At 47.1% G+C, this 21,166-nt stretch carries 15 protein-coding genes, 3 pseudogenes and 1 CRISPR repeat array (1 of these 19 cut by a window edge); of the genes and pseudogenes, 2 read left to right on the top strand and 16 right to left on the bottom strand.

All coding sequences use genetic code 11. The features are described from left to right. Nucleotides 1-837: a CRISPR direct-repeat array (repeat unit 32 nt; unit sequence ATTTCAATCCACGCACTCACATGGAGTGCGAC); it reaches 723 nt to the left of the window's first position. Between the two features lie 206 nt (nucleotides 838-1,043). From cas2 to cas3, 7 genes and pseudogenes are all read right to left on the bottom strand, one after another. Continuing rightward, on the bottom strand, nucleotides 1,044-1,334 hold the full coding sequence (cas2, locus tag K7397_RS05095) for a CRISPR-associated endonuclease Cas2 (protein WP_223066869.1): 291 nt from the start codon (nucleotides 1,332-1,334) through the stop codon (nucleotides 1,044-1,046). Nucleotides 1,335-1,342: 8 nt separating this feature from the next. Continuing rightward, nucleotides 1,343-2,373, bottom strand: a pseudogene (cas1c, locus tag K7397_RS05090) (type I-C CRISPR-associated endonuclease Cas1c). After that, a pseudogene (gene cas4 / locus K7397_RS05085) lies at nucleotides 2,370-3,018 on the bottom strand (CRISPR-associated protein Cas4). The pseudogenes cas1c and cas4 overlap by 4 nt, the downstream one beginning before the upstream one ends. After that, the gene (gene cas7c / locus K7397_RS05080) at nucleotides 3,008-3,880 is read right to left on the bottom strand and encodes a type I-C CRISPR-associated protein Cas7/Csd2 (protein WP_223066868.1); all 873 of its coding nucleotides are present in this window, start codon (nucleotides 3,878-3,880) and stop codon (nucleotides 3,008-3,010) included. Before cas7c ends, cas4 begins: the two are co-directional and overlap by 11 nt. 1 nt (nucleotide 3,881) lies before the next feature. Then, nucleotides 3,882-5,807, bottom strand: a complete 1,926-nt coding sequence (cas8c, locus tag K7397_RS05075; RefSeq protein ID WP_223066867.1) for a type I-C CRISPR-associated protein Cas8c/Csd1 — start codon at nucleotides 5,805-5,807, stop codon at nucleotides 3,882-3,884. Further along, on the bottom strand, nucleotides 5,804-6,526 hold the full coding sequence (gene cas5c / locus K7397_RS05070) for a type I-C CRISPR-associated protein Cas5c (RefSeq protein ID WP_223066866.1): 723 nt from the start codon (nucleotides 6,524-6,526) through the stop codon (nucleotides 5,804-5,806). Before cas5c ends, cas8c begins: the two co-directional genes overlap by 4 nt. Before the next feature lie 212 nt (nucleotides 6,527-6,738). Next, complete coding sequence (gene cas3, locus K7397_RS05065; protein WP_223066865.1) at nucleotides 6,739-9,162, bottom strand: CRISPR-associated helicase Cas3'; 2,424 nt, start codon at nucleotides 9,160-9,162, stop codon at nucleotides 6,739-6,741. 351 nt (nucleotides 9,163-9,513) lie between these two features. On the opposite strand from cas3, the gene K7397_RS05060 reads away from it, so the two are divergent. Further along, entirely contained in the window at nucleotides 9,514-10,419 is a 906-nt protein-coding gene (locus tag K7397_RS05060) for a DMT family transporter (protein WP_223066864.1), read from the top strand. Between the two features lie 40 nt (nucleotides 10,420-10,459). On the opposite strand, the gene K7397_RS05055 is transcribed toward K7397_RS05060, so the two are convergent. From K7397_RS05055 to K7397_RS21305, 5 genes and pseudogenes are all read right to left on the bottom strand, one after another. Beyond that, on the bottom strand, nucleotides 10,460-11,467 hold the full coding sequence (locus tag K7397_RS05055) for a GGDEF domain-containing protein (protein WP_223066863.1): 1,008 nt from the start codon (nucleotides 11,465-11,467) through the stop codon (nucleotides 10,460-10,462). 448 nt (nucleotides 11,468-11,915) lie between these two features. After that, nucleotides 11,916-12,551, bottom strand: coding sequence for a TetR/AcrR family transcriptional regulator (locus K7397_RS05050; RefSeq protein WP_223066862.1), 636 nt, complete (start codon nucleotides 12,549-12,551; stop codon nucleotides 11,916-11,918). A gap of 73 nt (nucleotides 12,552-12,624) precedes the next feature. Continuing rightward, nucleotides 12,625-13,869 carry a cytochrome P450 gene (locus tag K7397_RS05045; protein WP_223066861.1) on the bottom strand — a complete coding sequence of 415 codons (1,245 nt, stop codon included), beginning with the start codon at nucleotides 13,867-13,869 and terminating at the stop codon, nucleotides 12,625-12,627. 255 nt (nucleotides 13,870-14,124) lie between these two features. Further along, entirely contained in the window at nucleotides 14,125-15,588 is a 1,464-nt protein-coding gene (locus K7397_RS05040) for an esterase-like activity of phytase family protein (RefSeq protein ID WP_223066860.1), read from the bottom strand. A 179-nt stretch (nucleotides 15,589-15,767) separates the two neighbouring features. Beyond that, nucleotides 15,768-16,050: pseudogene (locus tag K7397_RS21305) on the bottom strand (Fic family protein); the annotation flags it as partial. A gap of 494 nt (nucleotides 16,051-16,544) precedes the next feature. On the opposite strand from K7397_RS21305, the gene K7397_RS05035 reads away from it, so the two are divergent. Further along, complete coding sequence (locus K7397_RS05035) at nucleotides 16,545-17,459, top strand: methyl-accepting chemotaxis protein (protein WP_223066859.1); 915 nt, start codon at nucleotides 16,545-16,547, stop codon at nucleotides 17,457-17,459. A 371-nt stretch (nucleotides 17,460-17,830) separates the two neighbouring features. Here the strand turns inward: K7397_RS05035 and K7397_RS05030 are convergent, their stop codons facing one another. The 4 genes from K7397_RS05030 to K7397_RS05015 form a co-directional block, all read right to left on the bottom strand. Beyond that, entirely contained in the window at nucleotides 17,831-18,349 is a 519-nt protein-coding gene (locus tag K7397_RS05030; RefSeq protein WP_223066858.1) for a MalT transcriptional regulator family protein, read from the bottom strand. A gap of 133 nt (nucleotides 18,350-18,482) precedes the next feature. Further along, nucleotides 18,483-19,196, bottom strand: coding sequence for a DUF4274 domain-containing protein (locus K7397_RS05025; protein ID WP_223066857.1), 714 nt, complete (start codon nucleotides 19,194-19,196; stop codon nucleotides 18,483-18,485). Between the two features lie 213 nt (nucleotides 19,197-19,409). Continuing rightward, nucleotides 19,410-19,892: a hypothetical protein gene (locus K7397_RS05020; RefSeq protein ID WP_223066856.1), complete on the bottom strand. Its 483-nt coding sequence runs from the start codon at nucleotides 19,890-19,892 to the stop codon at nucleotides 19,410-19,412. Nucleotides 19,893-19,922: 30 nt separating this feature from the next. Then, nucleotides 19,923-20,984 (bottom strand): suppressor of fused domain protein, encoded by a 1,062-nt coding sequence (locus K7397_RS05015; protein WP_223066855.1) that lies wholly within the window; start codon nucleotides 20,982-20,984, stop codon nucleotides 19,923-19,925. Nucleotides 20,985-21,166 lie beyond the last annotated feature (182 nt).

The following is a 21,166-nucleotide window of genomic DNA, read 5'->3' as shown; positions in this document are numbered from 1 at the left end:
CAATTTCAATCCACGCACTCACATGGAGTGCGACCTGCGCCTACCGCGAGTGCAATCGCGCCAAGAATCGATTTCAATCCACGCACTCACATGGAGTGCGACGAGCCTGGCTTCTTATCTCAATAAGTCAGAGCAAATTTCAATCCACGCACTCACATGGAGTGCGACGTAGCAGCAGCGCTAGATATCATCATTTTCCAAAAATTTCAATCCACGCACTCACATGGAGTGCGACTTAATTGAAATAGAGGATTTGTACATTAAAAAAGATTTCAATCCACGCACTCACATGGAGTGCGACCGGGACATCAGGACAGAAAGTTACCGACTGCTGGAAATTTCAATCCACGCACTCACATGGAGTGCGACGATGAAGCAATCTCGTTGTTTGATATCGTTAATTCTATTTCAATCCACGCACTCACATGGAGTGCGACGAGATATAGTCGCCTCCGTTTGGTTCATCATTTCGATTTCAATCCACGCACTCACATGGAGTGCGACCGATCCACTCAATCAATACAATACGGTGGCTTGATTTCAATCCACGCACTCACATGGAGTGCGACCGTTATAGCTTACTTCGATCACGCCCTCATTTGGATTTCAATCCACGCACTCACATGGAGTGCGACTAGATTTGCTGCTGTTGTTACTTCGGGGATAAACACTTTCAATCCACGCACTCACATGGAGTGCGACTAGATTTGCTGCTGTTGTTACTTCGGGGATAAACACCTTTCAATCCACGCACTCACATGGAGTGCGACCTTATATACCTCAAGATAAGCAATTTTTCGGTATAATTTCAATCCACGCTCTCACATGGAGTGCGACGGCGAAAAAGTGCCCAATTAATCCGGTATTGGTATTAATTTGGCACCTTCTCGCTATAAATCTTGCAAAAAAAGCATGAGTGAATCATTGACTTTTTTAGAAGCATGATAAAAAAGTCAATTTTCGACAATATTCGAGGTGCGAAGGAACCGGGGAAATCGTGGGAGCTTGCGGTTCGCACCTTCTTCCATCCACATTTTCACATTTTAGAGAATCAAAGGACCTTCCATATCGTAGGACGCTTTTACTCCAATATGTTCGACTTTGGTCTTATGCTTGTCCCCCAGATTATAGAAGCGCAAACTGTCCGTGTTTTTGTCGATCAATTCTTCCAACTCATATTTTAAACGGCGAAACTGGGTCGTATCAAGAATACATTCAAAGACTGAGTTTTGAACCCGTTGACCGTAATCCAAACACTTCTTGGACACTTGGGTCAGCCGTCTTCTGCCCTCCCTGCTTGTCGTGCTTACATCATAAGTAACAAGGACTAACAAGCTAACACCTACTTCCACATAAATGGCGGATACTCATCCAAATCGCCTCTAATATATCTCGCCAGGAGCAATGCTTGCGCATAGGGGACAAGTCCCCAGGATATTTTTTCATTCAGATAAGGATGCATGATCTTCTCTTGTTTGCGTTCTTGCCATGCCTTTAAGACTTGTCTTCTTGTCTCTTCATCCATGATGACGGCACCATTCTCTTTCTTATAGAAGCCTTTAGATTGAATAAGCCGTTTATTAATCATTGAAAGCACGAATCGATCTGCGAAAACTCCCCTAAGCTCTTCCATGACATCCAGAGCGAGCGAAGCCCGCCCCGGCCGATCCCTGTGCAGGAATCCTACATAGGCATCGATGCCGACCGACTCCAGGGCGGCTTTCACATCATTGGACAACAGCGTATAGACGAATGACAGCAAGGCATTAACTTTGTCAAGAGGCGGACGTTTATTGCGTCCATGAAAGAAGAAATCGTCTTTCTGCTGCAAAATCAAATCATCAAAAACCGAGTAATATTGAACCGCTGCCGCTCCTTCCAGCCCCCTCAAAATATCCAGATCCTCCACGTCCCGAACCAATTTCATCGTCTCGGACAATGAGGCCGTGATCTGCTTAATTCGTGTGACATCAAGGCGAAGGGAGTGATCCCTGGCGGCACGCTCAAGAATCCACTTGCTGTTGTACAATTTCCCCAAAATGAAGTTTCTTGCGACAAGAGCGCTTTTGGCCTCGTTATCCGATATCCGGTACTGCTCCTTGCGAAGCACTACATTCCCTCTGCTCTCGCCAATTACTCTTGCAAGAAATCGTCCGGTTCGCGTCATAAAGGTCAAGGAGATATTGCGCTCCGCGCAAGCTCCCATCAGGGCAGGGCTTGCCCCTGTATAACCGAACGTGCATACGGCTTCCAAATTGTGCAGCGGGTAGCGAGCCATAATGTCGTCTTCATGTTTGACAACGATATTCTCCCCGTCAAGCGATAAGTACGTATCCGGTTGGTGACAAACAGGGTATTTAATAGCTTCTTCATTCCCTTATTTTCCCTTCGACATAACTTTTTACGCTCCGTTTATTCATCAGCTCCGGCAAACAAATCGAATGAAGAGAACAACTATTGCAAAAGGAACCGGTCTTCACCTTTGGTGTATATCTGCGCTTGTAGTAATCCTGCATTTCCGCAATAATCAATTTCACCTTATTCTTAATCGTAAGCGTCAGGGGTACTTCAACCCGATGTTTAATTTCATTGTAAAACATATAGCCAGCGTTGACATCGCACAGCAGCATTTCTTCCAAACAAATAGCTTGAGCCGCTAGCTGCAATAGATCCGCATCGTCCAGCTTGGGTTTTCCCCTTTTGTATTCGACCGGATAAGCTGCATATTTCCCGTCGGCACCATTGATTTCAACACCATGCTCGTCCCTTACAAACTCGACGACATCACAAATGCCTGTTATTTTAAGTTCCTCAGACTTCACGGGCATTGCCCGAACGATAAGCTTATCCCCTCGCTTCTCCCGCTTTCCGGTGAAGGTGCTGTCCCTCGACCGTTCTGACATTTTCCTCCCATTGCTGTTCAATGTGGATCAGTGCCCACTGACGCTTGCAAAATTGAAAATGCTGAATTCCCGATAACATTAAATAATCGTCATCATCATTTTCATTAAAGGCCATCTACAATCTCAACCTTTAATCCTTCAAGCTTCGTTAATTCAATGGAATAATCATCAAAAGATTTAGGTTCTTCCACTTTTGATTTTACCGAAAGAGACCGGTGTACTTTGGCCGAAGAATATTGCCCCAGTTTGGAAGAGTGTTCCCACCAATATGCTTTATGAACCTCCATGCTCCCATCTGGTCTGGCTGCAGAGGCATCATTTTCGAACAACGTAACTAGAGCCTGTTTGATTTTGTCCGCATCTTCGTTTGTGAAGCCGGTTTTTTCGGCCAATTGGGTGTTGATGCTGCCATAAAAAACATAAAGTCCGAAATCTACCCGATGCTTCATTCCCATGGTATCCGAGCTTTTCTTGTTCGGATCTTTTGGCGTGACCGCATTGACGCTTTTGGTAATCTGCATGCTGGAAATATCAATAGGGTCGATGCTTACAGCGGTATGAATGGATACTGGCCCGCGAACTCCGATGGATACGCCGCTGGATGCATCCGAGCTGCCAAAAGCAAAGACTTGTCCAAAGCTGCGCACGTCCATCCATGCCTTGCAAGCCGCCTCGGCGTACAATTCATTATTTTGCTTCTTCCCTTTAGCAAATTCTTGCACTTCCGCATTTGCATCCACTCGATCCTTAATGCTGCGAAAAGCGTCGCTCCGTCTCTCATCGGACTGTACGAGAATCGGCTCGCCCATATCCTGAAGGCGATTGCGAATTTTTCTTTTAATACAAACGTCGGAGATTTCACCGTGTCCCTCATAGTTTTGACGCGGACGATTGCCGTTCAACGGGTCTCCATTCGGGTTGGCATTGTGGACGGCCAGAACTACGGCAAAATCAATTTTGTGATCGAGTATGCTCATTTTACATCTCTCCTTGTTGAGTATTTTCATTTTCGTTCTCTGCAACCTCTTTATCTTTCTTACTGGTATACAAGTCATTTCGCTGACTATAAAATCCGAGCAGATACAATCCGCTTAACGATCTGTCTGAAAAATCCTCGGGTTTCAGCTTTGCGCCAACCTCATTGAGCAATCGATTGCAATAATTAATGATTCCATCCATCGTTCCCATTTTTGCCTGATAAGGCTGAAGGTTCGACTGGATTATAGACCAGGTTCGAGCCGGATGCTGCGCAAAAGCGTTCATATAGCGAATAGCATTCGTAGCCCGCTTCTCCTCCTTGCCAAGCGCCTTTCTTTCCAATACGTCGGCAATCGCCAGCATTCTCCCGAACAAGTAATCGCGGTCTGAATTGTGGACGTCCAAACTCACTTGATAGTCCTCCTTCTCATAGGTTTTGTTCACTAGCGCGCAGGTGATGCTAAGTGTTTTTTCCCATTCCAAATCATCCATCCCTACGGGATTGGAAGCTCGGCTGATGGCGCTTCGTACAATGTCGAGCGGGATTTTGCGTCCATCGACAATCGACGGAAGCATCCTTTCCATCAGATTTTTGACGATTTTATCGCTCGCTCGTGGACCGTATGCAGCAAAGGCTATATCGCGTGTTGCCGGCGCCCCGATAAACGAAACGAAACGTTTTTCTTCATTTTTCCGGTAACGATGCTGCCAGCAGCAGGTTTCGTGCCAATTCTGCAGCCGGTCCAGGAACAGTTGCTTGTTCAGCTCCAGATAGTACATAATGGACAGCCGTCCCGGCGTTGCTGCGTCCAGTACCATGATGATGACATCAGAACGGTAGTCATCGTCATACCTATAACCGCCAAAAGCGCGCCGGATCTGGCCCGCATACTCTCTATGCGTCGCATCTCCGGAAACCTGCTCAGCTTCGTCTTCATCCCGATATAATGTGAAAGTATCGCCGAAAGGGTCGGGAAGATCCAAGCTTTCTGTCCCCCATACGAGAAAAACTTTACCGTCGATTGTAAAGCCCTGCCGATCGATCAGCCATTTCAACGCATTATGGCCTTTCTGAGACACTTCGTAACTGACCGCCGCCGCATCCCGGCTGTTGCGGAAGCGGCCTCGAAACGTAAAACCGCTCGTGTCGTTGGCTGAGATTAGCTTGGATTTGTCTGCAGAGTTTCGGATTCGGGACGCATGTTTACCAGCATAGGGTAGATATTCTCCAGTTACGTAGCACAAATCCTTCTCCTTCAGCTTCATTTCATAAAAATGAATGAACGACTGCTGTACTGACGAATCGCGCCATAGGCGCGCTTCCGCTTCACCTGGCACTTGTACGGAAAACCGGACAAACGCGGCGCTTTGATCCGAGGCCATCACTTTAAAAATATCCGGCTTTTCCCCATATTTTTGTTCTAGCGCCGGCGTCCACTTATCAATCAATCTGCCCCGTTCATCTGCCCAAAGCACTTTTTCCCGGATCAAATCGCCCATTAGCGTTCCTTTAGCAAGATATGCATAAACACTCTTCACCTTCGGATGGGCGGCGGGAGATTCGCACCAGGACCCGAGTTGCTCCATATAATCCGCATGCGGGTTCCCTTTCACCTTCCCGTAATAGCTGGTAAAATCGCCAGCTACATAAACGAGTTTGTCAAACAGAGGATAGGGGACCGGAGCGCTTGTCCTGCTGGCGGAAGCTTCCGTACAGGGAATAATCGTATTCGCCTCGCTCTTGTCAACGACCTTGGCCGAAACAAAGTTCCCCTGCCCGTCCAGATTCACTTCAATGTGGGCGCTTTGTGTCGTATGCGAAACGGGAATCAAAGCGTATTCGCGGTCGTTTTTCTTTTTCTCAAACTGTCCAATGAAACGGGAATTGTTCTCATAAGTTTTGTACAGATTACCCAACCAGGTCATTCGCTGTCCTCCTCCCCGAATAAATCCGCATATAAGTTGTCCACAAACTGCATATTGCTGGAAGTAAACGGCTTGATAGCACCCTCGCCTGTTTTACGAACTATTGTACATTCCTCCGGACGGATAAAGCGGATTATCCCGTACTCCATCTTTGCTCGCCATAAACGAGTCTCCATCTCCGGCTTTCCAGTTTCATCCGGATAATTTATGCCATGAACCATTATGCCGAAATCAATTTCCGGAGTGTCATCGTAAAAGCCCCTTCCCTCTCCAAATACAGTCGGTTCCACATAGCCTTGACATTCGCGAGTTCCTAAAAAAATATCCCTCCGTCCTCCCGCCTGCACTGCCCGTTTCGCAATGTTATGATGCTTATTTTCGTTACGGTCAGCGATCAGATCTTCACGATAAGGGTTAAATTCAAAATGACAGCGGACCCGATATTTTACGTCTTTCAAATAGGTGTAATAAGCTAGTGTGTTCCCGCCGTTATACTCGATGGGGCGGATGCCTTTGGACTCGGTCTGAATCGAATTCATCACTCTCAATTCATCGATATACCAAATTATGGTAGGTTTCCAGTAAACTGATTCGACAATCCCTTTCAGAGACTGATACGAAGGAATTTGGTATGTAAATTTTTCTCCTCCGATTTTAGTTAAAGGATCCGTGAAGAGCGCATACTTGCCACTTACTTCAAACTCAATTTGATTTCTCACCGGCACTACCTCCTTTCTTATATATCATTATTTAATTTTCATCAGATACACATAAATTATAATACCTCTTCCAAATTAATACAACTGGTATGATAAAATTGCTTGTAGCAATTTGTCTGTGTTAAACTCATTTTGTCGCTGTAAAGCGTGGATTGAAAATTATAAATCATCATTTGCATGATTGGAGAACCCGCTATAAGCGGGTTTTCTCCCTATATCATCGCTACCCGCCATTCGCCTTCTCCTTCCGATTCAACCCCAAATTCCTTGGAATAAGCCGTTTCGCGCAATGTCAGAACATGACCGTTAAGTAGTGGATAAATGTCCCCGTTCTTCTCCAGCTTCTTCAATTCATGATCATAGACATTGACCACATATGGCTGCAGCTTCCGCATCAGATCACCTAATTCCCGGATTTCCAGATCTCCGTTCAATGCCAGTATCAAGCTCTCCGCCTCTGTGTTGAAAGGCACAAGCACCGACGTGGCAGCATTATTTATAACTTCAAAATACTGCTCCGCGGTAGCAAAAGCTGGACGACTCAAAATACCAGAATTTTTTCCGTGCTTATTCCCATAAGACGCAAATAAATCTTTATTTCTATCCAGCAAATCAAACAAGTTCTTTCCGAGCTTGGGAATACGATAATTTAGCTCTTCCTTAATGTGCTCGTAGTAGTATTTGAAGTAGAGTTCCATCGCCGTCGCCGACAACAAATCATGACCGAGCAGTTCCGGCTTCTTTTGAAACTCTCTTAGCAGCCGTTCCGTTTTTTCCGCTCCAATCTTAATTTCCGGCAACCGCATCAGGTTCTCATCGGCGGATTTAACGATATACACCTGGCGCAGCGGATCTTTACCATGACGGTTGCATCTGCCCGCTGCTTGCGCAATGGAGTCCAGCCCAGCAAGGGAACGAACGACGCATGCGAAGCTGATGTTCACCCCGGCTTCAATAAGCTGAGTGCTGACACAAACGACCCGTTCTTTTGCCTCAAGCGCTTGGTTCACCTCCGACAGCACCTCTTTCCTGTGAGCTGCGCACATATTGGTGCTCAAATGAAACAGTCTTACGCCGCTTTCAGAGGTCCACTCCTCTTTGTTCAATTGGACAAACAATTTGCGTGCTGCTGATTTCGTATTCAAAATAACCAGTACGCTGTTCACTTCCAGCATCTTCTCCTGGATAAAGGACGTCAGTTGTTCCGTTTCCCATCCCGATGGAGTTGTACAGTCGATAAGCTCCACTCGCTTGAATGCTTTACCTACTTCGTCCAAATTCTCAATCATTTCCGCCTGTTCCGGGAGATGGAGGTTATATTTGACAAAATCAAGCGCCGGTTGCGTTGCCGTACAAAGCACTAAACTTGAACGGCCAAGAAAATGTAAAAAATTCAACGCAGCGTTAAATAGAGAGACGCACTTAGGAGGTACAGATTGAACTTCATCAAAAATGATGACGGCATTCGATAACTGGTGTAATCTCCGTACATTTCGGGTTCCTTTAGCGTAAAACGTATTTAAAAACTGCACCATTGTTGTAAAAATGAGCGGTCGGTCCCAGTGATCTTTGGCTAGCTTGAGTTTCTTCCTGCGAATATCATAACTGTCGTCCTTCGGATCTATCTCCTCGACCACATTGGAATGATGTTCCAAAATCATATCGTTATCCTGTAAAATGTCCCGAATTTCCTTCGCATTCTGCTCAATGATCGTTGTATAAGGAACAATGTAGATAATTCGCTCTTTTCCGTACTCCAGCGCATGCTTGAGAGCATATCGCAAACTTGCGAGCGTTTTTCCTCCTCCTGTTGGAATGGATAATGTGAATATTCCAGAAGGTCGTAGCGCAAACGCTTCGCACTGCCGGGACATCTCGCTTCTTAAACGGTTGATGGGATGATCGGCATCCTCTGCATCATCAAACGCTGCGATCACTTCCATTAATTTTTCGTAGCTTCTGTGAAAAAAAGGCAGGCTGTCGCTTCTCCGCTCCGTTTCTTCCTCCTCTTCAAACTGGCGCGTATTCGTACGATCCGCATCAATCAAGCAGCTGAATATGTATTTGATAGCCAGCGAAGCGACAATGGGAGGCAGGCGATGCTGTTGGATGACACCCAGAACATGTCTCAGTTCCGCTTTGGCGCTTGAAAAATAGCGGTCGATTTCTTCCTCCGGTATATTTTCGAAAAAAGCAGTTACAGCCTGATCGTATTCCTTAAGCTCCCTCTGCGCTACCCGTTCCAGAAAAGGCGATGTCCAGTCAGGGCCGAAAAAGTCCCTTAATCCTTGATGATGAGAAATAATACAATTGGCGATCCATTCTGCCGTCACCTTGTCTTCATAGGTTACAGCCTTCTGATGATAACGACGATAAAGTAATCTTCCGCCTGCAGTCGAATGATCGACGCTTCCTCTCTTTGGAGGAGAACCCGGATTGTTCACGGCTTCCAATATGTAATTTCTGAAAGCATCCGTATACTTCCCCATATCATGGAGCATACCAGCCAGTCCGGCCATGTGCAGGAGATTTATTTTTGCTCCGAATGCTTCTGCCAAAGCTTTGACGCCCAGCAGATGTTCCTCCACGGTTTGTTCCTTCCGATCATTTTCACGGATGTGGGCAATATAGTTCATTTCATTGCTCCCTTCCTACTAGGGTAGTAAAGACCTATGGAAACAATTATAAAAGAGTCAAGATACAGCAAGTTGTCACCGAACATATGTTTTTCGTGTAAGCATATTGATTCTACTGACCTATACTAATTTTCAATTAATTCAATAATAACACAAAAACCGCAATGATCTGCGGTTTTTTACATAAAATCTAGGACTTAAAAACTAATTTGGAACACTATTTCAATACAAAAGAATATCGAATATTGATCTCTAATCATCGTTTATCTATACTTGCTACTAGGTCGAAAATAGATAAACAACGTTATTTCATTCTTGAAATTGCATAACCCAGGAAAGAAGGACTGCATAATGAAAAAATACCCGGTACTCGCTCTGCTCGTTCTTGCCAACTTGTTCTGGGCAGGGAATTACGTGTTTGGCAAATATGTCGTCGCCGAGATGACCCCCGTTCAAATGACGTTCACTCGGTGGCTGATCGCCATTCTTTTGTTGTTCCCTTTGGCCCAGTGGCTTGAACAACCACAGTGGAAAAGCGTCTGGAAAGAGTGGAAAATGCTGCTGCTTCTCTCCCTGCTCGGTATAATCGGATATAACCTTCTTCTCTATGAAGCGCTTCGCTTTACGACGTCGCTGGAGGCGGCGCTTGTTAATGCGATCAATCCCGCCATGATCGCCATTCTTGCATTTTGGCTGCTGAAAGAGAAGCTTTCCCTTCTGAACAGCTTTGGGATCGCCATTTCCCTGATCGGGGTGCTGCTGGTGCTGACTCGCGGGCATCTGCTGCAAATTTTTCAAATTCATTATAATTGGGGCGAGCTGATGATGCTGCTAGCCATTACCGTTTGGTCCTTCTACACCTTGCTTGGACGAAAAATGAAACACGTGCCGCCAATCGCCGGAACCGCGGTGTCTGCCACGCTGGGGCTAACTGTGCTGGCCCCCTTTTTTCTGGCATCCGGTTTTTCATTTCGGCTCGGCACGCAGGCTGCAATCGGAATCGTTTATATCGCTCTCTTCCCGTCGGTTTGCTCGTTCGTCTTCTGGAACAGCGCGATCCGCCAAGTCGGCGCGAGCCATGCAGGTATTTTTCTGAACTTAATTGCCGTCTTTACGGCCATACTCAGCCTGCTGCTTGGAGAGACAATCACGGTTCCCCAACTGGTCGGCGGACTGCTTGTCATCTTCGGGGTCTACCTGACCAACAAAAAGAGAGGCAAGCCATCTGCCTCCCCGAACGAATCGCCCAGCCCTTAAGCTCGAATCTCATGCAAGCTGCGCCCCCAGCCAATCCATTCTATTTACTAACGCAATTTCTCCCTTTCTTCTTCGCTCGGTATAAAGCCTTGTCGGCAGCCTTCATTACCGTATCCGGTGTTTTGCACTTTTCGCTTCTTTGCGAAACGCCGATACTTACGGTGATGTAAATTTGTTTTGACGGTTTTGAGCTCTGAGTTCTGCGTTTCTGCTTGTTTTGGGTTTTGCCCTTGCTGCGCAAAGTAAAACCCTTCTTTGAAATTTTCTCACGCAGTTCTTCGAGATGAGGAAGGACATCACTTATGCTTTTACCTGGAAAAAGAATCGTGAATTCCTCTCCGCCGTAGCGGAAGGATTTTCCTCCCCCCGTCACATCCTTGATCGTCGAAGCCACCAGCTTTAATACGTCATCTCCCGTGTCATGTCCATAAGTATCATTGAATTTTTTGAAGAAATCGATGTCCAGCATAGCGATGGAATAGTTAAAGCCCAATTTCATCATGTCCTGTTTAAGCGCCCGGCGGGACGGCAGACCTGTGAGTTCATCGGAAAATGCCATCAAGTACGAATCCTGAAGAATGGAAATGATGAGTATAACGCCTGAAACGGCGAAAAATATGGGATAAAGCATAGGGTGGCTATTATCGTGCAGCACATAAAACAACGCAAACAGCACGCCGATAAAGGAAATATCCTGCGAAGATTTCACTGAAATTTGCCTGAAGACCAATATGATGAAAGTGATCAAAAAGGCTATGATCGGAATCTGCGGCACTGAAGTTATGGAATGAAGGTTCACGGGTACCAGGTTTTTATTAATCAGATCGAGAAACTCTCTTTGTCCAGAGCCTATCAGCCAATACGAAACTATGAATTGAGCAGCAATAAAGCCTAACCGGCTAAGCCCCCACAAGCTTAAAATTCCCCGTTCTTTAAAAAAGGAAAACAGGCCGATGTTGACAGGGATCGCCAGACAGATGATCGAATAGGCATCTTCGGTTTTTATGTATAGACCCAAACTCTGAGACAAACCCGTAATGAACGACAAACACAGCGTCAGGAGGATAAACGTGAAAAATTTCCGGCTATGATTGAATTTCCAGGAAATAGCAGCCCCGATGCAGAATACCGCGTAAGGAGACATCCTTACAATATCCAATTGCGATTTTGACATCGTGTCCGTCTTTGTAAAAAAGATATACGCCAAAGCAATCAACAGAAACGGCAGTATGATCAGAAAAGCAGTTTTTATCGTAGTCTTCAAGTTCAAAAATTCCCTTCGTAGGTGTCGCTTTGTTACATTACATTATTATCGGTAATAAACAGTCGCCAGATTATACTTTTGTCAAGTTTCATCCTTACCCGTACGCTCTCCTTTTTCGATGGAGTCAGGAGCGGCTGCGCCGTAGACGAAACAACCCGGCCAGAGATGCAGTATCCCTGGCCGGGTCATTTTTCGAAATACGGTTATGCTTAATCTTCAGAGCGGAAGTTCTTTAACGCCAGCATTCCAGCAGAAAATCGACCATTTCAGTCAGCTCGCGATCAAACTCGGAATGATCCCGGCTTGAATTACCCAGAAACCCCTGTTCGATAATGAGACTCTGTATGGTACTGAGGAACTGCCGGGCCATCAGTCTGCAGTTAACCTGGCGAAGTTCCCCCTTCAGAACTCTCTTGTCCAACAGGGAGGAAAGATGGGAAATAATAGCCTCAAACGCCTGCGGAAGCCACTCCAAATGTTTATCCAATAACGACGGTTGTTCCCGTATCAATATGATAAGAAGCTTCCGGTCACGGTGAGCATCCTCAGCGATTGTCTTGGCGATATTGAGCAGCTTATCCCGAATCGGAATTTGATCGTCAGTTTCCTTGATCGCCTCTACGATATTCTGAAGTCTTCCTTTGGTCGATTCCTGAACGATCGTATGAAGGATTTCGAGCTTCCCTTTCGGAAAGTAATGATAGATGAGTCCGTCAGCCATTCCGATCGTCCGGTTGATTTCTTTCGTTGAGGTATTGTGGAACCCCTTATTGGCAAAAAGCTCCTTTGCAGCCTCCAGCAGCTGGTGTCTGCGTTCAGCGGCTTGCAACTCCCGGCTTGTCAGTCTTTCCTTTTCCGTAGAACCCATCTTTATCCATTCACCTCATATTTAGTGAAAATGTTATCTGTCTTTTCGGTGATTGTCAACGGGTTTATTTATTTCAATTCACCAATATCGGCAAGCTTTTTAAACCGTATATAAATGGACTTCTAATCGGATCAATCTTGTAACCCTCTTGAAACGAAATATCCGAATAACTGTTGATAAGTCTGGTTAAAGCAATTTTCGCTTCCAGCCGGGCCAGCGGAGCGCCAAGGCAGAAATGGATTCCATTCCCAAAAGCAAGATGGGGGTTCGGATCACGTGAGAAGTCAAAATCCTCCGAGTGACTGAACTTCTTCTCATCCCGGTTCGCGGACCCAATCCAGGCGATTACCGTGTGGTTCGGTTTTAGAACGTGACCTCCGATAGTAGTCTCCGCTTTTACCTTTCGTGTCAATGCTCTTACTGGCGACCGATAGCGCAGCACTTCTTCTATGACATTCGGAACGAGGTCCGCATTTTGCTTTACCTTTTCCCAGATCGTCTTGTTTTCCATGAAGGTGTAGACGGCATTGCTGATCAGGTTTGTTGTCGTTTCGTTTCCCGCAACCAATAGAATGATACAGAAAGCTAAGAGCTCTTCTTTAACCAGCTTACCTTCATTTTCTGTTGCCTGAATCAAGACGGAAATAATGTCCTCTTTCAAATCTTTTCGTTTTTCCTCAATTACAGAATCAAAATACTCCAGCAGCTCGGATATTGCTCTGTTACGCTTATTTATCGCATATGATAGCTCCTCTTGCGAGGAACTTTCGATCACAATCGAATTTGACCATTCTTTAAATTGCTTTCGGTCGCTTGAGGGAATCCCTAATAACTCGGCGATAACCATGACGGGTAACGGAGAAGAAAAATGCTCGACAAGTTCAATCATCGGTTGTCCGCTTACCTGTTCCAAGAGGTCGTCAGCAATCGCTTGAATCCTCGGTTCCCAATCGGCAACCATCCTCGGAGTGAACGCCTTGTTGACCAGAGAGCGCAGACGCGTATGATCCGGCGGGTCAGCGCTGAGAACCGTACGCGAGAGCAATTGCGGATCATCTCGTTTACTGGAAAAATAGTCTTTATCCGAAATAACTCTTTTTACATCGTCATACAAAAACACATTCCAGATTTCCTGATGGGGGTCCAAATAGACCGGAGACGTTTCCCTCATCCTTTTGTACCAGGAAAAAGGGTTATATTCGTTGTCTTCTGTGTGCAGCATAGAAGTTTCACTACTTAACAGCCGTTCAATATTAGTCTGACTCATTAAAACGTTCCTCCTTTCAATTTGCCAATCTTTTTTAAGCGAACGATTCAACAACCAACCTATTGAAGCGGTCTAAAGCATATCATTTGCCATAATGTTCACCGACCGTTCAATGAAATATTATTATTTAATTAAAGTATCGTCAACCTTTTTTTGGAAAAAAAAATAAAACACCTGTTTAATTAACAAGTGTTTTAAAACTGTAGGGTATAATATAACTGTTCGTAATCCGTACGGCTTTTCCCTGTATCGGAATCCAGTGAAATCAAAATGGACATCCATCCCCAAACTTGCGGGCACATTTGCTTATTTGATCGAATACGGAAGTTTGAATTGCCAGAGGATCGTCCCATTTCCTTGCTCCGTACTTCCTACGCCAAAATCGTTGTCGTTGACAATCGTCAGCAGATTGCCGCCCACTAGAGACAAGCCTTCGATTTTTTCATACGGGAAACCAAATTCCACCGCATCGAGCACGGTACTCTTTACCGGCGTCTTGATCCCGGCTTTGGTCATTTCGGCCACCGTCATTTGCTCCAATGTTTTGCCTGCCTGTTTCGGGTCGTCAAATTTACCGAGAAGATTGGTGGCCCCCTTCAAGTCCGTCAAGTAAATCTTCTTCAACTGAGCGGCATCGCCGGCGTTCTTATCGCGTTCATCGATCAGCAGCGTATGCTCGCTCACGGCGACCAGATCGGAAATCACGATATCCGACTGCTTCAGATCCTTAAACTGAGCTGCGTCTTCAGTCAGATATGCGTATTCGGCGACTGCCTTCAGCGTGCTCAAATCGAACTTCAAAATCCGCAGTGCCCGCGAATTGTCCGTCTTCTTATCCGGATTGCGGAGCGGGCTTTGCATTGCGGCGAACATCCACTTGCCGTCCGGCGTAATGCTGAGCGCCTCCATGCCGCGATTCTTGCGGCGATCCAGATAAACTCCTGGAATCGATTCGACCAACGGGATGGCCGGAGAGTCCAGCATCGCCTTCATCCCGGCGGGGACGATGCGCTGCAGGATCGTTCCGTCGCGTTTGACCTGTATGATACTCGGGCCGTATTCCTCCGAGATCCAGAATGTATCGTCATTCGGGTTATAGCCTATTCCCTCAATATCCACTCCGTACGGATCATAGCCAAGCAAATTTTTCGCTTCCGTGTCGTAAGGGACCTCGTCCCGGGAAGCAACATTCGGCAAACCGGTGATATTCGCCGTCTTGGACACCGGGTCGACGCCGTTCACTTTAAGCGGGATGGTCTCTAAAATCTTGATCTCGCCATCATTCACCTGGATTTTGTAAATCGAAGGCGTGTAGGAAGCGAGCGGGAAGGTGCGGCGCTCTTCGCCGTCCACTTCCACCTGACCGTTGGGCCCGCGGTCTGCCGTGGAATAGAAGACGTTATCAGGATCTCCGGGCAGATGAGTCAACGAAGAACCAACGCCCATTTTGATGCCTTCCGCCAAGTCTTTCGCCTTCAGTTCATATTTGCCGAGCAACTGGGGTTTGTCCGTCAGGATAACTTTTTTCGAAGCCGCATCCCAATCCACGTATTTCCCGAGCACCTCGGCAAGTGCGCGAATCGGCATATATAGACGCCCGTTAACATCCACAGCCGGCGCACCTGGCGTCATTTCCGTTCCATTCCAGGTATACTGCACGTCGTCAGCGACATTGGCCGTTATTTCATTGCCAGCCGCGTGCAGCGAAGTTCCGGGTGCCGATAAAATCAGGATGGAAGCGAGACTTGCGATCATCCAATTTCGTTTCATATTTATATAGTTCCCCCTTCAGAAATTATGCCTAGCAAAGTTAATATATCAAATGGGTATAAACGGAAATCCAAATTGTGTTAAATGAATGTAAAAAAATATAAAAAAACAGATAACCTCGAATCAAACCGAAGTCATCTGTAAGAAGCTTACTCACTTTACCGCACCAATATATCTCTCTCAGTCAATTCTATATTTCTATGTACTATATCCTGTACATAATCAATGGCTTCTGAATGATTGATAACCTCAAAATGCTCGCGCAGCTTTTTGCCGGCTATTGTCAAACCTTCTTCCAGAACAAACTTGGTTTCAAGGAGGGTTAGTGTATTTCCTTCAATGGCATTGGATGTAAGTCCACTCTATACGGTAGACCTCTTCCAGATTTCTAAGAGCGGCTGCCGGTAAAGGCCTTAGCGTATCTAATTCCCTTTTTAATTGGTCTATTGTACCAAAGTCCATATCCGCCTGTCTCCCCTCCCTGCTTTAATTTTCATTATATCATTGTTGACGTTTTTTAGACCGCGATTCCTTAATAAATTCGGATAGCTCTACATCATAGACTATCATCTCGTCGGAATGAATTTTACGAAGCTCAGGATCAATGCTGAATCTGCATCTCATGGTAAAAGAGATCATGGATATGTATTTTGCCGATTTAAATTTACTCAAGATGGGATTTTTTTCGCTGCGGTTTTGTGGAAGACTTTCTCAGTACCTCCGTATTCTTCGGATTCTCTTTTTTGAATATGGCTAATAATTTACCTACTCTTCAACTCTCTTCGTTATAAGAATATGTGATCCGAAAGCACGTTAAGAGTTACATTTGTCCTCTAACTAACAAAATCGAAATTTGACACAAAATAGCGAAGTTTGTAACTTCTAACCACGCGGAAATTATTATAGAATAAATTGGAAAGGAATATTGCCCAATTAATTCGACAAGGAAGTGTAAAATGTCATTTAAAATACAAACAACACAAGTGCTAAATGAAAAATCTGTATTAGCCGCACTGGAGCAATCGCTTGCGATGATTGAATTTAATATTCAGGGCGAAGTACTTTGGGCAAATGAGAATTTTGCTCATGCGATGGGCTACCAAATGTCCGAGTTGGAAGGAATGCACCATCGGCAATTTTGTACCGCAGAATTTGTCAACAGTTCAGAGTATGAGTCGTTGTGGAATAACCTTAGAAAGGGTAACAAATTTCAAGAGAAAATCGTTCGTGTGACTAAGGACAGAAGTATGCTTAATCTTGAAGCCACGTATATGCCAATTCAAGATGAGAATGGTAAAGTAGTGGCAGCCCTGAAGGTGGCAACAGACATAACTGAACGCGAAACTGCCACAGTACAAGTAACAACCGAGTTACGAGAAATGTCGGAAGAGTTGCTTATACGTACAGAAGAAGGCATATCACGCAATCAACAAGTAGCCTTGGCAATTGACCGTGTGGTGAACGACAATGAGAGTAACTTGAATGATCTTCAAGACTTGGAACAACAGAGCCTTGCTGTTCATCGCATTGTGCAGACGATTAGGGATTTTGCATCGCAAACCAATCTACTCGCCTTAAATGCGGCAATTGAAGCGGCACACGCCGGGGATCATGGACGCGGCTTTAATGTTGTAGCAACCGAAGTAAGGAAGTTAGCGAATAACGTACAAGAAGCAACATTAGAAATTCAAGCCACCGTTGAGAAGATTTTCAAGCATGTTGATAGAGTCAGTGAGGGAACGAAGACCTCTCAGAAAGCAATTCTCAATAGTCAAAGCCAAATTCAGCAAGCACTCGATGAGTTTGCACGCATTGGTGAAGCCGTTGGCAAGTTAGATGTTCAGGCCAAGACTTTAAGCCAAATGATGTAACAGGGGATAAGACTGTAAGCTATGGGAAACGAGAGTCGAATAACCGCAATTTTTCCCGATCCGGCGACCTCCTGTTCGATTCGAACTTCCAACATAATCTGGCCGAGCATATTACGTCCGGTTCCATCCCCATTGTCAGCCCAGAAGGAATCGTTGGATGTAGGTTCGACTAAAAGACAATTGCCCGTAGACATCATGCTTTGAACCTGCAAACTTCATGGCTTGAAAATAATGTTCGGACGTTGGCCACAGCGCCGGATCTTCCGGGTTCCTGAAGTCCGCATTCCATATCGGGCCGAGCAAGTCCAAAGTTTCCCGATGCCTCCCGGCCTTGTTGCATTCCTGGCTGCAATCATTAGCTGCTCAATGCCCTAGTCCGCCTTGTTTTTCGCTTGTCTCAAATAGCTGTACGCCTGCTTCAAAGGGATTTGGAGGGCATCCGCAATGTCCTTTAATTTCATTCCTTGCTCGCTCATCGACTTGATTTTCCGGATCAAAGCCTCTTCCTGTTGCCGTGCGGATCGGTAGCTCGGTGCGAGCAGGGCTTTCCAGGCATCCGCATGGGCGTATTCGTCTGCCTCCGCAATCTCCGCGACAACAGCGTCCAAATCGGCGCAGGCGACGGGCACATTCGTCCGCTCCGGTTCTTTGCATGTCATCAAAAGCCTGACCTTGGCTATTGCGTCCTTGCATTGTCCGATCGAGCCGGCGATATAGCTGCCCGCATCCCATTCCTCCATGCCGTGCATAAGGCAGGCAACAGGCTGTCCGGCTTCGCGAGTATCCACAATGATCGGGTCCCCGGTGAGCTCGACACAGCCGATGACGATCCATCCCGGCTGCCAGGCCCCTTCTTCATCCGAGACCAAGCGATTGCCCTCAACATCCATGCTGTAGCCGATCTGTTCGCGTTCCAGCTCCTCCAGAGCATAAATCGAAATACCGATGAATTCCGAAGCACGGTCACATTCTGACTTCAGTTGACTTAACTATTCTGCCATTGCAGCGCCATTGCGCATTTCCTTATGACTCCTTCCGGGATCGGTTCAATCTTTCCTGCAGCCCATCGGCAAGCTCCCTCCAGCGTGTGTTCTCCCCGGACTCTTCAAGCTCCACCAAGTCATGCTCCAGCCAGTAATCCCCATCCAGCAGGTCGTACATATCCAGCAGCGTAATTTCCGGGCAGGCCGGATTCCAGAATGCGGCGAGCATCGGCTCCGGGCCGTTATCCCAATTGTAGCTGTTCACGACGGCATGCAGCAGGACAGGGGAGTCCGGCCGGCTGATTTTGCGGCACATCGCCTGTATGGATTGCTCATATACGATATCGTCCAGCGTATCCTGCTCTTCAGCCGTCAGTGTCAGTCGGACCGCTCCGGTCGTCCCCAACAGCAGGTCGGCGATCTCCTTGCTGCGGCCGCGAGCCAAATTCCAGGCCGTAGCCAAAATGCCGTGCGGCGAATCGAGCTTGGCGCCTGCCTCGATCAGCTTTACGATCGCTTCCTTCTGCTGGAATTTGACCGCTTTCTTCAGTGCCGTATCTCCAAGCTTGTCCTCTGCCTCAAGGTCGGCTCCCCGCTCGATGAGCAGATCAATGGCCTGGACCGGCATGTGATTCGTCAACAGCAGCATGAGCGGCGTCCGGCCGCGTTCGTCCCGTTCATTGACGTCGAGCTCTGTGGCCGCCATGCGAACCGCTTCAAAATCTTTCGCCTTACTGATCTCCGTCCAATTCATGACTTTAGGCCAATCCTTTCCTCATTTCCTTGAGCGAGCGGTCAAGCAAACTTCCTACCAAGCGGGAAGGTAAGGCTTGTACCGATGACCCTGGCACCGAATACTTTGCACTCCGGATCGGCTTTGGCCGCTTGCTCCAGCTTCCGGCGAATCCGGTACAATTGTTCTTTTGGCAGGTGCTCCTCCCATGTTTTATTCCAAAAGCCTTCCTGATCATTTCAGCGGGATACTGTAAAGTTGGATCGCCGTTTGTATGGAATGATGAAGCCGGCGAACCGTTTCAAAGGCCGGCTCCAGGCTCTCTTCGATGCCATCGATAAAAAGGTCCATATGCCATTTCAGCGTCGTTCCCAGCTGCCTTCCGAGGGGAGTTTCCGGCGGAAGAGCAAAGGGCCTAAGCTGGACTTTCGTTCCGCCCCGCGCGCAATCCCTGACAAACCAGGCCAAAAACTCTAGGGATTGCAAGCTATCCGGCGAATAGTCGAAGGCAAGCTCAAACTGGATCAGCACTTCCTGCTTCAGCCCCCCGCCGGTGCGCAGCAAGGCGGCGTGGGGAAGATGGGCGCACGCGCTGTACCCAAGCATGTCCGTATCGATCGGCTCCAGGTTCTCGACTCCGCTTTCGATACCCGTAATGCCTCTCAGCTTGAAAAGTGTATTATGAAATTCTTCAATGACGATGGGATAACGGCTCATATTCTTCTCCTTGTTATACGGCATCATTGGCTAGCCGATTATCGATACGACATTTCCGTCCTGGTCTTTAATATAGGTTTTGACGATTTGAATGGTCATCCCTTTAAAGGACGACAACACAATCGTGCCTTCCTTCGGCAGCAGCTTCCGAGATAACTCGACGGCGCTCGCCTCATCGAGCTTGAGACGAACCTCATCCTCCCCTTCTTCGAAGCCCGCTTTCTCCCCCGGCTCCAAAACGACCTGAATATCCGGACCTGTCATATAAAGCGATTTTCCTTTCAAAATGCGGCCTGCCAGCAGTTTGCCGACGATCCCGGCCTGCTTGGCCCCTAGCCTGAGCGCAGCCGGGGTCTTGCCGAGCAAACGCTTCTTGGCCGGCTCCCAGCCCAATTGATCCACATATAAAAAGCCCGTACTAGACCCGTCCCGTTCCATCCCTCTTTGCACCGCTTCGGTGATCGCAGGCTCCTGCATGAAGGAACCTCGCGTCAGATCCGTTATGTAACGGGGCATGTGCTCCTCGCAAGCCTTCAGCATGCCGAGCGTATTCCACGTCTGCATCGCTTCGAGTTCGCAGCCCGTAATGCCGACCATTTGCAGAAACTGCACCCGCCCGTTCGGCGTGTCCGCTTCCGGAAGCTCGGGGTCCTGGGCAAATGCCAGCGCCGTCAGCTTTGTATCGGATCCAAGGCAGATCGGTCCGTTGGCATCCAGGTAATCGCCCGACCGGAAGATGTTCCCGCTCTTGAAAACATATCTTCCCATATTTTGCAGCAGGTTCAGCGCCCAGGCCGGAGGTTCTTCCTCCGTTTCCTCGCGCGCAAGCCGAAAGGTCAGTTCAAATCCGTATCCGCTTTGCTGGTCATCGTCCGATTCTTTATCGTACAGCTCCGAAAACCCGAACGTAACAATATGCCAATGAGGAAAGGGCTGCTCCGCCTTGTATGCGCTGATGCCGTCGAGCGGATCGGGTCCTCCCAGCATATATGGAATAAGCGTGCCGTAATGTTTCGGCTCCTGATCTCCGTAGAGTCTGGACATGGCCTGTTCAATGGCATCCCATCCAGCAGATTTTGCTTCTTCGTTCATCGTCGTCCCTCCCATTGTTGCGTATGCCTATTATAACAATTGTATTTCATTGCCACTGGACAGTGAAAAGTTCTAAGGGTTAAGAAGCCAGAGAATCGCTGTCAAAATCAAGCTGCTCTTGCTTGGAGCGGATTATTCTCGTTATGGATAGATGCGGGTTGCGAGCAAACAGGTGAAAAATA

Origin of the sequence: Paenibacillus caui, assembly GCF_019904135.1 — a bacterium.
Lineage (GTDB): Bacteria > Bacillota > Bacilli > Paenibacillales > Paenibacillaceae > Fontibacillus > Fontibacillus caui.
This window is presented reverse-complemented; position numbering and strand designations above follow the sequence as displayed.

What these genes read in the sequence shown, in the direction of transcription:
- K7397_RS05030 (WP_223066858.1), bottom strand. Translation starts at nt 18,349, where the DNA reads ATGGATGTTGAGGGCAATCGCTTGGTCTCGGATGAAGAAGGGGCCTGG.
- cas7c (WP_223066868.1), bottom strand. Translation starts at nt 3,880, where the DNA reads ATGAGCATACTCGATCACAAAATTGATTTTGCCGTAGTTCTGGCCGTC.
- K7397_RS05040 (WP_223066860.1), bottom strand. Translation starts at nt 15,588, where the DNA reads ATGAAACGAAATTGGATGATCGCAAGTCTCGCTTCCATCCTGATTTTA.
- K7397_RS05015 (WP_223066855.1), bottom strand. Translation starts at nt 20,984, where the DNA reads ATGAACGAAGAAGCAAAATCTGCTGGATGGGATGCCATTGAACAGGCC.
- cas3 (WP_223066865.1), bottom strand. Translation starts at nt 9,162, where the DNA reads ATGAACTATATTGCCCACATCCGTGAAAATGATCGGAAGGAACAAACC.
- K7397_RS05060 (WP_223066864.1), top strand. Translation starts at nt 9,514, where the DNA reads ATGAAAAAATACCCGGTACTCGCTCTGCTCGTTCTTGCCAACTTGTTC.
- cas8c (WP_223066867.1), bottom strand. Translation starts at nt 5,807, where the DNA reads ATGACCTGGTTGGGTAATCTGTACAAAACTTATGAGAACAATTCCCGT.
- K7397_RS05020 (WP_223066856.1), bottom strand. Translation starts at nt 19,892, where the DNA reads ATGAGCCGTTATCCCATCGTCATTGAAGAATTTCATAATACACTTTTC.
- K7397_RS05025 (WP_223066857.1), bottom strand. Translation starts at nt 19,196, where the DNA reads ATGAATTGGACGGAGATCAGTAAGGCGAAAGATTTTGAAGCGGTTCGC.
- K7397_RS05050 (WP_223066862.1), bottom strand. Translation starts at nt 12,551, where the DNA reads ATGGGTTCTACGGAAAAGGAAAGACTGACAAGCCGGGAGTTGCAAGCC.
- K7397_RS05035 (WP_223066859.1), top strand. Translation starts at nt 16,545, where the DNA reads ATGTCATTTAAAATACAAACAACACAAGTGCTAAATGAAAAATCTGTA.